Below are 13548 nucleotides of genomic sequence, written 5' to 3' on the forward strand. Positions count from 1 at the left end.
CATGGATCACACCGTCACGCCGCTGCGCCCCGAGACGGGGGCCGACAGCTTCACGATCGCCGGGGTGAGCCTGTCCTCCCGGCTGTTCATCGGCACCGCCGGCTATCCCACGCAGGCGATCATGCGCGACGCCGTCGCGGCGAGCGGGGCCGAGGTGGTGACCGCCTCGATCCGCCGGGTCTCGCTCCAGGGCCACGGCTCCGACACGGTGACGCTGCTGAAGGGCAAGCGCTTCCTGCCGAACACCGCCGGCTGCGAGACCGCCCGCGACGCGATCATGACCGCCGAACTCGCCCGCGAGGCGCTGGAGACCAACTGGATCAAGGTGGAGGTGATCGGCGACCGCGAGACGCTGTACCCGGACGTGACCGAGCTGATCGAGGCCTGCCGCCACCTCGTGGACGACGGCTTCGTGGTCCTGCCCTATTGCAACGACGACCCGATCGTCTGTCAGCGCCTGGAAGACCTCGGCTGCGCCGCCGTGATGCCGATGGGGTCGCTGATCGGCTCCGGGATGGGCGTGGCGAATCCCGCCAATCTCGAACTGATCTGCCGCCGGGCCACGGTGCCGGTGGTGGTCGATGCCGGGATCGGCACCGCCTCGGACGCGGTGATCGCCATGGAGCTCGGCGCCTCCGCCTGCCTGATCAACACCGCGGTGGCCAAGGCCGATGATCCCATCCGCATGGCCCGCGCCATGGGCCGGGCGGTCGAGGCGGGACGCGACGCGTATCTGGCGGGGCGCATCCCGCGCCGCGGCCGGGCCGAGCCGTCGAGCCCGCAGCTCGGCCTCGTCGGCTCGTGAGGGCGCTGCCGTCGCCGCTGCTGGCGGTGACGGACCGGCACGGCCACGCGCGGCCGCTGGCCGAGACCGTGCAGGCGATCCTGGACGGCGGCGGTCGCTGGATCTGGTTCCGCGATCGCGACCTGGAGCCGGAGGCGCGGCTTCGCCTGGGTGAGGCCGTGGCGGCGCGCGTGCGGGGCGCGGGCGGAATCCTGACGGTCGGCGGCGACGTGGCCCTGGCTCGGGCGCTCGGCGCCGACGGGGTGCATCTCGGCGGCGGATCGGGGCCGGAGGCGATCGCAGCGGCGCGGGACGCGCTGGGGGCGAAGGTACTGATCGGGGTGTCGGCCCATGCGCCGCAGGAGGTCGCGCAGGCCGCGGCGGCCGGCGCCGATTACGTGACGCTGAGCCCGATCTTTCCGACGGCGAGCAAGCCGGGCTACGGGCCGGCGCTCGGTCCCGAGGGCATCGTCGCCGCACGGACGGTCGGCCTTCCCCTGGTGGCGCTCGGCGGAGTCGGATCCGACACGGTCGCTGAATGCCGGGGGGCCGGGGCGGCGGCCGTCGCCATCATGGGCGGCTTAATGCGGGACGGCGACCCGGCTGGCGCCGCGCGGGCTCTGCTGAAGGCCTTTGAGGAAAAAATACCGTGCCATCTGCTGCGGCCTGTGCGTACGGCGTGAAGCATTCCACCCCGCCGCTCCTCCCAAGAGTCCCACGGCGGCCGTAGCGTCGCTCCGCTGGCGTCGAACCACCTCGCCAAGACGCGGAAAAAAGGCCTTCATCCCGACATGAGTCGGAAAGACGCTTCGCGGCGGCCCAATCGAACCGCCTTCGGCTGGCACTGGCTGGCGCGCGCCCTGGCCCTGCGCCGAGGCAAGGCGATCCGCCTGATACTTGCCATCGCGGCCGGCTACGGCGCCGGTCTGGTCTTCCCAATCGCCACACAGCGGATCGTCGATGCTGTTGTGGCCGGCCGGGTCGATCTGTACCTCTTCGGCCTCGGTGTTCTGGCCGTCCTATCGATCGGCCTGGAAGTGGCGCTATTCTCCCTGCGCCAGATTCTCATCATCGATCTGGCCGTATTTCTCGATAGAAGGATCTCACATCGGGTTTTCATCCATCTGATGCGCGTGCGGATCGACGAGACGGCCTTCCAATCCGGTCAGGTCTTGAACCACTTCCAGCAGATCACGAAGATCCGCGACTTCATCCTGTTCCAGTTGCCGAACACGGTCATCGATGCCGGAGGCGCACTCGTTTCCCTGGGCCTCGTACTGGCCTACGATCCGATCGTCGGCTTCGCTCTGCTCGCCGCGCTGCCGGCCCTCATCCTGGTATCGGGCAACCGAATGATGGGTATCCGCAGCACGGCGCGGGCCTTCTACGACGCCTTGAGCGTCCGCGACGGGACGCTCGCCGAGACCGTCACTGGGTTGGCGACGGTGAAGGCACTGGCCCTTGAGGGTCCGCGCTTCCGACGCTGGAGCAGCGTCACGGATGGTGCGCTGAAAGAACTCCACACGCTGATGAACCGGCAGCGCCGTTTCAGTGAGCGGACTCAGCCCTTCTCACGCGCCATGACGCTCCTCGTGATCGGTGTCGGCTGCTGGCGTATCTACGGCGGTCACCTGACCGTCGGAGAATTCTTCGCGATCCAAGTGGTCTCGGCCCGGATCACTGCACCGCTCATGAGCAGCGCCGATATCCTGCGCATGACACAGGAGGTGAGCGTCGCCCTGCGCCAGATCGGCGGGTTCCTCGACCTACCGCGCGAGCGTGCGGCTCGGATCCCGCCGCTCCGCCATATCAGCCCAGGCGGCATCCGGTTTATCGATGTCTCGCTGACCTATCCGAACGCCGCGCGCCCGGCCCTTCAGAGTGTGAGCATCACGCTGCCCGAGCGTGGCATCGTGGCGATCGTCGGCCGCAACGGCTCCGGCAAGTCGACCCTGCTGCGCATCTTGCTCGGCCTGCAGCGCGGTTACACCGGCCGCGTCGAGGTCGGCGGGGCGGATCTTCGGGACTACGATCCGCGCTGGCTCCGCGGCCGGATCGGCACGGTCGATCAGGACACGGTGCTCTTCTCCGGAAACGTGCGCGACAATCTGGCGGCCGGGCATTCGGATCCCGACGCGCTCGATGCGGCCCTGCGATTCGCGGGCGTGCGCGACCTCGTCGACAGCCTGCCGGACGGGCTGGCGACCGACCTCGGCGAGGGGGGCCGAACCCTGTCGGGCGGCCAGCGCCAGCGCCTCTCCGTCGCCCGCGCGGTGGTCCGCGACCCTCCGATCGCGCTGCTCGATGAACCGACGGCCTTCCTCGACCCGGAGGCCGCGCTGGCGCTGGAGCGGAACCTGATCGCCTGGGGCCGGAACCGCCTGCTGATCCTGGTAACCCACCATCTCGCGGCGGCGCGCCAGGCCGATCGCATCCTGGTGCTGGACGCGGGCCGCCTCGTCGGCGCGGGCGCGCACGAGGAGTTGCTGAGGACGGTGCCGGTCTACGCCAAGCTCTGGGCGGATTACGATCGCAGCCGGAGCCAAGATGCGGTGACGGCCTGAGCGCTACTTCTCCGAAGGCCCATAGGGCGGCCGCGGGATCGCCCGGTGTGCGGCCCGGAGCGCCGCCGACCAGCGCTCGCGCAGGTCGTGAAAATAGCCCTCGCCGGCCTCGATCCGGTGGTTCACCTCCGTGGTGAGGGCGTTCCGGCGGGCCACCGCGATGTCGATCGGCAGGCCGACCCCCAAGTTCGACCGCATGGTCGAATCCATCGAGACGAGGCTCACCTTCAGGGCGTCGTACAGGTCGGTCCGGTAGGTCACCGCCCGGTCGAGGATCGGCTTGCCGTATTTGTGCTCGCCGATCTGGAGGAACGGAGCATCCATGCTGCACTCGATGAAGTTGCCGGCCGAGTAGATCAGGTACAGCCGCATCTCACCGGTGCCGATCTGGCCGCCGAACAGCAGCGAGATCGAGAAGCGGATGTTGGCCGCCTCGAACCCGTCCTTCTCGATCATCCGGACCCGGCGGATCGCCCGGCCGATGAGCTGCGCCGCCTGGAACATGGTCGGCGCCTCGACCAGCCGCTGGGGCGGCTCGTCCCCCTCGCCGGGGACGCCCTCCTGCAGCAGGCTCAGCACCGATTGGGTGATCGACAGGTTGCCGGCCGAGGCCAGCATCATCACCCGCTCGCCCGGCACGTTGAAGTGGTGGAGCTTGCGATAGGTCGAGATGTCGTCGAGCCCCGCATTGGTGCGGGTATCGGCGACCATCACCAGCCCCTCCTCGACAAGCACACCGACGCAGTAGGTCATCGTCTTCGGGCTCTCGTGCGGCCGGGGCCGGTGTCGCGGGAATCAGGACTGGATCGCGGCCCTGCCTTGCTCGACGCGAAGCTTCACGTCCAGTGTCTCGGTGCCGCCGCCGGTGCGGCTGCCGCGGATCGGCGCGGCGCCGAGATAGTCGAGACCCGTGGCGACGCGGATGTAGCTGTCGGACGGGCTCATGCCGAAGCACGGGTCGAACGCGACCCATCCGAGATCCGGCACCAAGGCCTCGGCCCAGCCGTGCGGCGCCTCGACCGCGGCCTCGCCGTCGTCCCGGGCGCGGTAGCCCGCCACGTAGCGCGCCGGGATGCCGATATGCCGCGCCGCCGCGATGAAGACGTGCGTCAGGTCCTGGCAGATGCCCCGCCCGGCCTCGAATGCCTTTCCGGCCGGGACGGCGTTCGCGGCCGGACCGGGCTCGAACGCCACCGCCTCGGGGACGGCACCCATCAGCCGATGGAGCAGGGCAAGCGGCGCGCCGTCGCCCTCCGTGGCGATGCGCTCGGCGAAGATGTGCAGGTCGGGGCTCGCCGCACAGAGGTCCGTGTCGCGCAGGTAGAAGGGATCCGGCAGGCGCTCGACCGTGCCGCGCACGACGCCCTGGGTGTCCTCGGTATCGACCGCACCGGTGACGCGGATGATCAGGGCTTCGGCCGGCTCGTCCGGGGTGAACCAGTGGACGATGTTGCCGAACCCGTCCTCCCGCGCGGTCAGCCGCCCGTCGACCGTGGTGTCGATCCGCCAGTTCCGGACATACTGCCCGTCATGGTCCCGGGGCGTCATGCGCAGGACCTGCACGAGCCCGCGGGCGGGCTGCTCGTAGGTGTAGATGGTCTCGTGGACCACGCGGATGCGCATGCGCCGTCCTGTCCGTCTCGTTCAGCCGACCAGATACTGCTTGGCGATGGCCTCGCCCACCCTGTTGTTCTCGGCGATGAACGCCTCGACGAACTCGTGCAGGCCGGAAGCGAAGACCCGGTCGATATCCTCGCCCTCGAGCTTGGCCAGCATGTTGCCCGCGAGCCGCTGGCTCGGCCCCCGGCGGCCATAGGCATCGGCGATCAGGTCGAGATACTCGACGATCACGCCGTAGCAATTGGCGAAGGAGCGCGGCATCTGCTTGTTGAGCATCAGGAGATCCGCCACCAGCAGGGGCTTCACGCTCTCCCGATACACCCAGTGATAGGCGTTGAAGGCCGAGACCTCGCGCAGGATCGTGGTCCATTGGAAGTAGTCGAGGCTGCCGCCGATCGTCTCGTCGTGGGGCAGCAGGATCTGGTACTTCACGTCGAGGATGCGGGCGGTGTTGTCGGCCCGCTCGATCGCGGTGCCGAGCCGCGTGAACCAGAACGCGTCGTTGCGCAGCATCGTCCGGAAGGCCGAGCCGTCGAAGGTCAGCGAGACGGTCTTCACCCAGTCGAGGAAGCGGCCGAACTCGTCGCGGTTGAGCTCCTTGCCGGCATAGTTGCGCAGCTCCAGCCACGCGCCGTTGATCGCGTCCCACATCTCGGTGGTGAGCGCCGTGCGCACCGAGCGGGCATTCTCGCGGGCCGCCTCGATGCAGGAGCGGATCGAGGACGGGTTGTGCGGGCTGAAGGCCAGGAAATCGCAGACCGTGTCGGCGTTGACCGCGCTGTAATGGGTGCGGAACGCCTCCGGATCGCCCGCCGAGGCGAGGGCGGAGTCCCACTCGTTGCCCTCGCCGCCGCCGTAGCTCGTCGGCAGCGAGGCGAAGCGGTGCGCCGCGTCGAGGATGCGGGCGACGAAATCGGCCCGCTCGACGTAGCGCGAGAGCCAGAAGAGGTTGTCGGCGGTCCTGGAAAGCATCGGTCTTCAGCCAAGTCGTGCGGACCACGATGTCCGCGCCTCGGAACGTCCGGATGGCGTGGGGCTCAGGCGTCGAGCACCCAGGTGTCCTTCGTACCACCGCCCTGGCTGGAATTGACCACCAGGGAGCCCTCCTTCAGCGCCACCCGGGTCAGCCCGCCCGGCACGATGCGGATCTGGTCGGCGCCGCACAGCACGAAGGGCCGCAGATCCACGTGCCGGGGCGCGACCCCGGAGGCCACGAAGGTCGGGCAGGTGGAGAGCGAGAGGGTCGGCTGGGCGATGAAGCCGTCCGGGGCGTGCTTGAGCTTCCTGGCGAAATCATCGAGCTCGCGCTTGCTGGCATGCGGCCCGACCAGCATGCCGTAGCCGCCCGAGCCGTTGACCTCCTTCACGACCAGTTCGGAGAGGTTGTCCATCACGTACGCGAAGGCGTCCTTCTCGCGGCAGCGATAGGTCGGCACGTTGTGCAGGATCGGCTCCTCGCCGGTGAAGAATTTCACGATCTCCGGCATGTAGCTGTAGACCGCCTTGTCGTCCGAGATGCCGGTGCCGACCGCGTTGGCCAGGGTCACGGAGCCGCGCTCGTAGGCGTTCATCAGGCCGGGCACGCCGAGCACGGAATCCGGCCGGAAGACCAGCGGATCCAGGAAGTCGTCGTCGAGGCGGCGGTAGATCACGTCGACCTTCCGCGGACCCTCGGTGGTGCGCATGTAGACCACGTCGTCCCGGGTGAAGAGGTCGGAGGCCTCCACCAGCTCGACGCCGAGCTTGTCGGCCAGGAACGAGTGCTCGTAGAAGGCCGAGTTGTAGCGCCCGGGCGTCAGCAGCACGACCGTGGGGTCGCGGGTCGCCGAGCCCGGTGCGAGGCTGCGGAGCGTGGCGAGCAGCGCGTCGGGATAATTCTCCACCGGAGCGACCCGGTGCTTGGAGAACAGGTCCGGGAACAGGCGCAGCATCACCTCCCGGTTCTCAAGCATGTAGGAGACGCCCGACGGAATGCGGGCATTGTCCTCCAAGACAAAGAAATCGTTCTCGCCGGTGCGCACGATATCGATGCCGGCGATGTGGACGTAGAGGTCGTGCGGCACCCGGAACGAGCGCATCTCCATACGGTAATGGGCGTTCCGATAGACGAGGTCGGCCGGGATGATGCCGGCCTTGATGCATTCCTGGGCGCCGTAGACGTCCTTCAGGAACAGGTTGATGGCGGTGACCCGCTGCTTCAGCCCGCGCTCGAGGAACGACCATTCCGGCTTGGTGATCACCCGCGGGATGATGTCGAACGGGATCAGGCGCTCGGTCGATTCGTTGTCGCCGTAGACCGCGAAGGTGATGCCGATCCGGCGGAACAGCAATTCGGCCTGGCTGCGGCGGGTGTTGAAATGCTCCGGCGGCGTCGCGTCCAGCCACGCCTTGAGCTGGCCATAGGCGTCGCGGACGGCGGCCGGATCGGCGGCGCCAATGCCGTGCCCGTTCATCTCGTCGAAGGCCGTCACCGCCATCTCGCTCCTCCCGTACGCTCCCGCTTCTGAGGCAAGAGGCGCGCCATTCCGCCATGGCTATAGCCGCGGGCGATAACGCTCAAGGCGGCCGAAGGATCAGATCAGCTTCAGACCTTTCAGGCTGGCATGTCCGTTTCGTCCCAGGATGACATGATCGTGTACGACGATCTTGAGCGGGGTCAGGACCGTCACGATCTCGCGGGTCATCGCCACGTCGGCGGAGGAGGGTGTCGGGTCGCCGGACGGGTGGTTGTGGGCCAGGATGATGGCGGTCGCCGAGAGCTCCAGCGCGCGCCGGGCGACCTCCCGGGGATAGACCGGCGTGTGATCGACCGTGCCGCGCCCCTGCACCTCGTCGGCGATGAGGTGGTTGCGCTTGTCGAGGAACAGGATCCGGAATTCCTCCCGCGGCGCGAAGGCCATGGTGGCGCGCAGGTATTCGTGCAGCGCTCCCCACGAGGTGAGCAGTTCGCGCTCGCGGATCGCCCCGCGGGCGAGGCGCCGCCCGGCCGCCTCGATGACCTTGAGGTCCGAGGCCACGCCGGCGCTCACGCCCGGCACTTCCATCAGCCGCGCCGGCTCCGCACTCAAGACCTCCGCGAAGCTGCCGAACCGGGCGACCAGCGCTTTCGCCAGCGGCTTCACATCCCGCCGGGGAATCGCGCGGAACAGGACCAGTTCCAGCAGCTCGTAATCCGGCAGGGCGTCACCCGCCGCCGCGAACTTTTCCCGAAGGCGGTCGCGGTGGCCGTGATAGTGCGGCGTTTCCTTGGCGAGCGCGGCCGTCTCGGCGCTGTCGGCGAAAAGCCCCGCCTCGGCGTCGTCCGGCGGCGGCGCCATGGGCGTTCAGGCGGCTGGGTTGACGGGCTGGTGCAGCCCCTTCGGCGAGATCGTGAAGATCTCCACGCCCGTCTCGGTCACCGCCACCGTGTGCTCGAACTGCGCCGAGAGCGACCGGTCGCGGGTCACCGCCGTCCAGCCGTCGCCCAGCACCTTCACGGCCGGACGGCCGAGATTGATCATCGGCTCCACGGTGAAGAACTGGCCCGGCTTGAACGGCACGTCGTAGCTCGCCTCGACGTAGTGCAGGATCGTCGGCGCGTCGTGATAGGTGCGGCCGAGGCCATGGCCGCAGAAATCCCGCACCACCGAGCAGCGCTCACCCTCCGCGTAGGCCTGGATCGCCCGGCCGATATCGTTGGTGGAACCGCCGGGCTTCACCGCCGCGATGCCGCGCATCAGCGCCTCGTAGGTGATCTCGCACAGGCGCTGCGCCTTGCGGGGCACCTCGCCGACATAGGCCATCCGGCTCGTATCCCCGTGCCAGCCGTCGAGGATCAGGCAGATATCGAGGTTGACGATGTCGCCCTCGCGCAGCGGCTTGTCGTTGGGGATGCCGTGGCAGACCACGTGATTGATCGAGGTGCAGATCGACTTCGGATAGCCGCGATAGAGCAGCGAGGCCGGATAGGCGCCGTGGTCCATGGCGAATTCGTAGGCGAGCTTGTCCAGCGCCTCGGTGGTGACGCCGGGCTGCGTCGCCTCCATGAGCAGATCGAGGGCCTCGGCCGTGAGGCGCCCCGCGCGGCGCATGCCTTCAAAATCCTCCGGGCCGTGGATCGGGGGCTCGGGGGCGCGGCGCGTCCCCTGCGCGGTGGCCTGTTCCTGCTGCATGGGCGTGACTTTTCGCGGGCGTCATCAATCGGGTGTGCGACGTATGTACGGTGCGCGGCGCGGCAGGCCAAGCGGCGTCCCACGGACGGTTGGGCGAGGCTTGCGCCGGCCGCGGGGCTGGCGGCATAAGCGGCCGCGAGGCGCCCGGGGGCGCGCGGGCAGATTCGCCGCGCGGTCGGTTGCGGGTCAGGCGAGGGCCGGATGGCAGGCAAGGCGGTACCCCACTTCCACAACGAGCCGGGCGTCCCGGTGGTCGCCGTGGGGGTGAAGGAGTTCATGTGCATCGGCGCATTGCCGCCGTTCGACCATCCGCATGTCTTCCTCGACATGGGCGCGGATACCGAGATCATCTGCCAGTACTGCTCGACGCTCTACCGCTACCGCGCCGGGCTGAAGCCGGATCAGGCCGATCCCCAGGCCTGCGTCTGGCAGGACGACGCCAAGCTCGCCGCGGAGTAGGCGCGCCGGCCGTGTCGTCCGAGAATCGAGCCCTGCGGATCGGAATCGTCGGGGCCGGGATCGGCGGCCTGACGGCGGCCCTGGCGCTGTCCGATGCCGGCCATGCCGTCACGGTGATCGAGCGCCGCACCGGCTTCAGCGAGGTCGGGGCCGGGATCCAGATCTCGCCCAACGCGTCCCGCGTGCTGGCCGCCCTCGGCCTCTCGACGGCCCTGCGCCGGGCCGCGAGCGAGCCGCCGGGCGTCGCGGTGCGTGCCCTGGACAGTGGCCGCAGCCTCGGCGGCGTCGCCCTCGGCGCCGAAGCGCGGGCGCGGTTCGGCGCCCCCTACTACGTGATTCATCGGGCCGACCTGCAGACCCTCCTGCTCGATGCCCTGCGCGGGCGGCCCGCGATCCGCCTGATGATGGGCCGCACCGCCACGGGCTTTACCGAGACGGACGATGAGATCCGGGTCGCCGCCGAGAGCGCCGGGGGCATGCAGGACCTGGCCTTCGATCTGCTGATCGGGGCCGACGGGCTGCGCTCGCGCTTGCGCGGCCGGTTCGATTCGGCGCCGCTCCGGCCGAGCCATGCGGCGGCGTGGCGGGCGCTGGTTCCGATCGATGCCGCGCCGGAGCCCCTGCGCGGCCCCGCGACGGGCCTGTGGCTCGGCCGGAACCGACACGTGGTGCATTATCCGGTGCGGGACGGCCAGTTCCTCAACGTCGTTGCGGTCGTGCCCGAGGCGGTGGGTGACGAGGACTGGGGCCGTCTCGGCGAGCCCGCCGTGCTGCGGAAGTTTTTTCGCACCTGCGCCGAACCGCTGCGCGAGCTTCTGGGCGTGCCCGATTCCTGGCTGGTCTGGTCGCTGGCCGACCGGGCAGCGGCACGGCCGCTCGCCCGCGGGCGAATCGCCCTGCTCGGGGACGCGGCACATCCGGTCCTGCCCTACCTCGCGCAGGGGGCCGCGCTCGCCATCGAGGATGCCGCGGTGCTGACGCACGTCCTCGCGGCCCATCCAGGCGTACCGGCGGCGCTCGCCGCCTACGCGGCGGAGCGGTCGGCCCGCGTGCGGCGCGTGCAGAAGGCCGCCCGCGCCAACGGCCGCACCTACCACGCGCGGGGCCTCATGGCGCTCGCCCGCAACGCGGTGATGACCCGGCTCGGGCCGGACGGCATGCGCGACCGCTATGCCTGGCTCTACGGCTGGACGCCCCCGGCTTGATCGCGGGGGCGTGCGCCGCTACCGAGGGCCACGGAGCCGCGCCCTCCATTTCGCCGAACCGGTACCCACTTCGGCGGAGGGCGCTCATGCGGACGTGGCGGAACCGGTAGACGCACGAGACTTAAAATCTTGCGGCCGCAAGGCCGTGCGGGTTCGAGTCCCGCCGTCCGCACCAGAGCTGCGCAGCGGTCCTCATATGGACCATTCGCGGTGGTTCGCGCTCGATCTCGATCGGCAAGCCGAAGCATGTTGCGCGGATGCCGAAGCTGCGCTCATAAAGAAGCATGGCGAGCGACGCACCAACGCCCGAGAACAATCTGATCCTGCGTCAGATGAACGGCATGCGCCGGGACATGGTCGCCGTGTCGGAGACGAACGCGCGCGTGGTCGAGCTGCTTGGGCGCATGAATATGCGGCTCGACGAGATGTCCGAGCGCTTCGACGGAGCCTTCTCCCGCATTGATCGCCGCATTCAAGACCTGCACGGCGACGTGATCTTGATGGAAAATCGTGTCCTCGATGCGATCACGGAGGTTCGAAACCTCAGAATTCGTATCGACGAAGACCGCCCCGAAGCCGCCTTCGCGGGACCGGCTGACTCACGATCGTAGAGCCCCGCCCTGACGAGGCGGCGGCCTTCCGTGTGGATGCGCTGAATCGAACCCACGCGTTCGTTCGAAAACCTCTTCGCGACGCCGCGACATCGCCGATCCCTCGCATTTGAGCGATCACCGCAACACAACCGCAGCCTGAGTCCGGCACAATCATCGGCCGGAGGTACCGCATGATCGACGCCCTTCAGACCGCCTTTACAGGCATGGCCCGCGCCACCGACCGCCTCGACACGGCCGCCCAGACCGTCGCATCCGCCGGCGCCCCCGTCTCCGGCACCACACTGGAGCCCGCCGCGCAGGTGGACCTGTCCGGCGCCGCCGTCGAATTGCTCGGCGCCAAATCCGCCTTCGCGCTGAACGCCGCCGTGGCGCGGACCGCCGACCGGATGACCGGCCAGCTCCTCGACATCAACGCCTGAGCGCCGGCAGCGCCAAGGCGGCCAGGATCGCGGCCGCCACGAACAGCAGCGCAACCCCCACGGCGCGGTAGGCGATGACGCCCACCAGCCCGCCCGCGAGGAACGATCCGACCGTCAGCAGGTGGAGGTGCAGCCGCACCGGATCGTGGCGCTTCAGCGGGACCTGATCGGGCGCGCCGCGGTCGAGCCAGCGCGCCAGCTCGATGCCGATATCGGTGACCATCCCGGTGACATGCGTGGTGCGCACCCGGGCCTCGGAGATCTTGGTCACCGCCGCGTTCTGCAGGCCCATCGTGAAGCTCAGGCCCAGAACCAGGGCGTGGCCCCGGATCGGCTCAGCGAGCGGTAGCGCCACGAGCCCGAGGATGACGAGGCAGAACGCCTCCGCGCAGACGCTGTAGGCGTGGGAGCCCTGAACCGAACTGCGGCGGCGGTACCGGATCAGCAGCGTCGAGGTGGCGGAGCCGAGGACGAACAGCAGGACGAGCAGCAGCGCCTCGCCGGCCAGCGCGAAGTCGCCGGTGCCGGTCCGGTCTGAGATCGCCGAGACGTTGCCGGTCATGTTCGAGGCGTAGAGGCCGACCGCGTAGAACCCCGCTGTGTTCAGCGCGCCGGCCACCGCGGCCAGGGACAGGCCGAGCTTCCGGTCGGCTTCGGGGGTACGGGTTACGCCTTCGTGGACCAGCATCGAATCGTCTTACTGCGCGGGTGCTGAACCGACGGTTCACGCCCTGCGCGTCCGGCCCTGGCTTCGCATCGGCCGAGAACGCTTGCGAGGGCCAGGTGTGCTTGCGAGGGCAAACGAGCGCTTGCGAGAGCGCTTTAGAGCGGTTTCCGACCGCGCTGCAATCGGGAACCGCGCCAAGACTTTGTCGGTATGCGCGGCCTGTCGCGGGACCGGAGAGGCGACCGCCCTCAGGCGCCGCCCACCGGGCCCGCGCTCGACTCACCAGCCGTAATAGGCGCGGCGGTAGCCGTAGCCGCGGTCTCCACCGTCCCAGTCATGATGCCAGTGACGGTCGTAGCCGACCGGCACCCGCTCGTAGGTGACGGTCCGGCGGGTGGCGTAGACCGGCACGTCCTCCTCGTAGACGCGGTAGGCCGGCGCCGGTCGCACCACCACGGGGGCCGGCGCGTAACCGTAGCCGCCATAGCCGTAATCATACCCGTAGGCGGGCGCCGCATGGGCCTGGGTCGCGGCGCCGATCAGGGCGCCGGCCGCGAGGCCGCCGATGATGCCGGCCGCGATGGCGCCGCCGCGCGCCTCCGCGGCCGAAGAGGCCAGAGTGCCCGCGCCGATCAGCGCGGCGGCCGAAAGCAAAGCGAAGCGTTTCATGACCTGCCTCCGAATGAAGCGGGCGGTTCGAACCGTCCCGGATCATGAAACAGATCATGTCACCGCCGCGCTGCATCAAGCCTGAACTGCGTTTGCAGCAACCGTTCAGCTTGCAGGACTATGCCCGGACTCGGGCGCCCCGCGGATGTAGCCCCGGGAGATCAGGCGACTGCGCTCGCGGGTCCGCCGCTCGGCCTCCATCAGATCAGACAGCGCGTCGGCGATCGCGCAGCGGAGCGCGATCCCGGCATCGCCGCCCGCGAACCCGAGATAGGCGCTGCTGATCGCCTCGACGGGACAGGCGTGATCGTCGCGCACGGCATCGGCTGCAATCCGCATCGTGTTCTCCTCCTCGCGCTGGGAACGGAAAGAGAACAAGCCATAAAGGTTAACGCT

16 protein-coding genes and 1 tRNA gene are annotated in these 13548 nt (G+C 69.3%); 8 read left to right on the forward strand and 9 right to left on the reverse strand.

Going from position 1 to position 13548, the window contains the following annotated elements; translation table 11 throughout:
• Position 1: 1 nt before the first annotated feature.
• From FVE89_RS16510 to FVE89_RS16520, 3 genes are all read left to right on the forward strand, one after another.
• Positions 2-805: a thiazole synthase gene (locus tag FVE89_RS16510; RefSeq protein WP_160535042.1), complete on the forward strand. Its 804-nt coding sequence runs from the start codon at positions 2-4 to the stop codon at positions 803-805.
• Positions 802-1467 (forward strand): thiamine phosphate synthase, encoded by a 666-nt coding sequence (locus FVE89_RS16515; RefSeq protein WP_160535043.1) that lies wholly within the window; start codon positions 802-804, stop codon positions 1465-1467. Before FVE89_RS16510 ends, FVE89_RS16515 begins: the two co-directional genes overlap by 4 nt.
• Positions 1468-1575: 108 nt before the next feature.
• Positions 1576-3348 carry an ATP-binding cassette domain-containing protein gene (locus FVE89_RS16520; protein ID WP_160535044.1) on the forward strand — a complete coding sequence of 591 codons (1773 nt, stop codon included), beginning with the start codon at positions 1576-1578 and terminating at the stop codon, positions 3346-3348.
• A gap of 3 nt (positions 3349-3351) precedes the next feature.
• Here FVE89_RS16520 and FVE89_RS16525 read toward each other — a convergent pair whose 3' ends face one another.
• The 6 genes from FVE89_RS16525 to map form a co-directional block, all read right to left on the reverse strand.
• Positions 3352-4101, reverse strand: coding sequence for a peptidase (locus tag FVE89_RS16525; RefSeq protein WP_160535045.1), 750 nt, complete (start codon positions 4099-4101; stop codon positions 3352-3354).
• A gap of 42 nt (positions 4102-4143) precedes the next feature.
• Positions 4144-4971, reverse strand: coding sequence for a transglutaminase family protein (locus tag FVE89_RS16530; RefSeq protein WP_160535046.1), 828 nt, complete (start codon positions 4969-4971; stop codon positions 4144-4146).
• 21 nt (positions 4972-4992) lie between these two features.
• Positions 4993-5940, reverse strand: coding sequence for an alpha-E domain-containing protein (locus FVE89_RS16535; RefSeq protein WP_160535047.1), 948 nt, complete (start codon positions 5938-5940; stop codon positions 4993-4995).
• Positions 5941-6005: 65 nt separating this feature from the next.
• Positions 6006-7445: a circularly permuted type 2 ATP-grasp protein gene (locus tag FVE89_RS16540; protein ID WP_160535048.1), complete on the reverse strand. Its 1440-nt coding sequence runs from the start codon at positions 7443-7445 to the stop codon at positions 6006-6008.
• A 96-nt stretch (positions 7446-7541) separates the two neighbouring features.
• Positions 7542-8285 carry a DNA repair protein RadC gene (gene radC, locus FVE89_RS16545; protein ID WP_160535049.1) on the reverse strand — a complete coding sequence of 248 codons (744 nt, stop codon included), beginning with the start codon at positions 8283-8285 and terminating at the stop codon, positions 7542-7544.
• Between the two features lie 6 nt (positions 8286-8291).
• The gene (gene map / locus FVE89_RS16550) at positions 8292-9119 is read right to left on the reverse strand and encodes a type I methionyl aminopeptidase (RefSeq protein WP_160535050.1); all 828 of its coding nucleotides are present in this window, start codon (positions 9117-9119) and stop codon (positions 8292-8294) included.
• A gap of 201 nt (positions 9120-9320) precedes the next feature.
• Here map and FVE89_RS16555 point away from each other — a divergent pair, with 201 nt between their 5' ends.
• The 5 genes from FVE89_RS16555 (at position 9321) to FVE89_RS16575 (ending at position 11816) form a co-directional block, all read left to right on the forward strand.
• Positions 9321-9578 (forward strand): zinc-finger domain-containing protein, encoded by a 258-nt coding sequence (locus FVE89_RS16555; RefSeq protein WP_160535051.1) that lies wholly within the window; start codon positions 9321-9323, stop codon positions 9576-9578.
• A gap of 11 nt (positions 9579-9589) precedes the next feature.
• The gene (locus FVE89_RS16560) at positions 9590-10783 is read left to right on the forward strand and encodes an FAD-dependent monooxygenase (RefSeq protein ID WP_160535052.1); all 1194 of its coding nucleotides are present in this window, start codon (positions 9590-9592) and stop codon (positions 10781-10783) included.
• Positions 10784-10871: 88 nt separating this feature from the next.
• Positions 10872-10958 (forward strand) — tRNA-Leu (locus tag FVE89_RS16565).
• A gap of 109 nt (positions 10959-11067) precedes the next feature.
• Positions 11068-11394: a hypothetical protein gene (locus tag FVE89_RS16570; RefSeq protein ID WP_160535053.1), complete on the forward strand. Its 327-nt coding sequence runs from the start codon at positions 11068-11070 to the stop codon at positions 11392-11394.
• A gap of 173 nt (positions 11395-11567) precedes the next feature.
• A complete protein-coding gene (locus FVE89_RS16575) occupies positions 11568-11816 on the forward strand; it encodes a flagellar protein (protein ID WP_160535054.1) in 249 nt (82 codons plus the stop codon).
• Here the strand turns inward: FVE89_RS16575 and FVE89_RS16580 are convergent.
• The 3 genes from FVE89_RS16580 to FVE89_RS16590 form a co-directional block, all read right to left on the reverse strand.
• Positions 11806-12504, reverse strand: coding sequence for a YoaK family protein (locus FVE89_RS16580; protein ID WP_160535055.1), 699 nt, complete (start codon positions 12502-12504; stop codon positions 11806-11808). The genes FVE89_RS16575 and FVE89_RS16580 overlap by 11 nt on opposite strands.
• Positions 12505-12762: 258 nt before the next feature.
• Complete coding sequence (locus tag FVE89_RS16585) at positions 12763-13152, reverse strand: hypothetical protein (protein ID WP_160535056.1); 390 nt, start codon at positions 13150-13152, stop codon at positions 12763-12765.
• Positions 13153-13257: 105 nt separating this feature from the next.
• Positions 13258-13491, reverse strand: coding sequence for a hypothetical protein (locus FVE89_RS16590; RefSeq protein WP_160535057.1), 234 nt, complete (start codon positions 13489-13491; stop codon positions 13258-13260).
• Positions 13492-13548: the final 57 nt, after the last annotated feature.

Source organism: Methylobacterium sp. 2A (assembly GCF_009806555.1).
Taxonomy (GTDB): Bacteria; Pseudomonadota; Alphaproteobacteria; order Rhizobiales; family Beijerinckiaceae; genus Methylobacterium.

Coding starts and splice junctions, on each gene's coding strand:
- FVE89_RS16535 (WP_160535047.1), bottom strand. CDS start 5,940: ATGCTTTCCAGGACCGCCGACAACCTCTTCTGGCTCTCGCGCTACGTC.
- FVE89_RS16520 (WP_160535044.1), top strand. CDS start 1,576: ATGAGTCGGAAAGACGCTTCGCGGCGGCCCAATCGAACCGCCTTCGGC.
- FVE89_RS16555 (WP_160535051.1), top strand. CDS start 9,321: ATGGCAGGCAAGGCGGTACCCCACTTCCACAACGAGCCGGGCGTCCCG.
- map (WP_160535050.1), bottom strand. CDS start 9,119: ATGCAGCAGGAACAGGCCACCGCGCAGGGGACGCGCCGCGCCCCCGAG.
- FVE89_RS16575 (WP_160535054.1), top strand. CDS start 11,568: ATGATCGACGCCCTTCAGACCGCCTTTACAGGCATGGCCCGCGCCACC.
- FVE89_RS16585 (WP_160535056.1), bottom strand. CDS start 13,152: ATGAAACGCTTCGCTTTGCTTTCGGCCGCCGCGCTGATCGGCGCGGGC.
- FVE89_RS16590 (WP_160535057.1), bottom strand. CDS start 13,491: ATGCGGATTGCAGCCGATGCCGTGCGCGACGATCACGCCTGTCCCGTC.
- FVE89_RS16540 (WP_160535048.1), bottom strand. CDS start 7,445: ATGGCGGTGACGGCCTTCGACGAGATGAACGGGCACGGCATTGGCGCC.
- FVE89_RS16570 (WP_160535053.1), top strand. CDS start 11,068: ATGGCGAGCGACGCACCAACGCCCGAGAACAATCTGATCCTGCGTCAG.
- radC (WP_160535049.1), bottom strand. CDS start 8,285: ATGGCGCCGCCGCCGGACGACGCCGAGGCGGGGCTTTTCGCCGACAGC.
- FVE89_RS16525 (WP_160535045.1), bottom strand. CDS start 4,101: ATGACCTACTGCGTCGGTGTGCTTGTCGAGGAGGGGCTGGTGATGGTC.
- FVE89_RS16580 (WP_160535055.1), bottom strand. CDS start 12,504: ATGCTGGTCCACGAAGGCGTAACCCGTACCCCCGAAGCCGACCGGAAG.
- FVE89_RS16530 (WP_160535046.1), bottom strand. CDS start 4,971: ATGCGCATCCGCGTGGTCCACGAGACCATCTACACCTACGAGCAGCCC.
- FVE89_RS16510 (WP_160535042.1), top strand. CDS start 2: ATGGATCACACCGTCACGCCGCTGCGCCCCGAGACGGGGGCCGACAGC.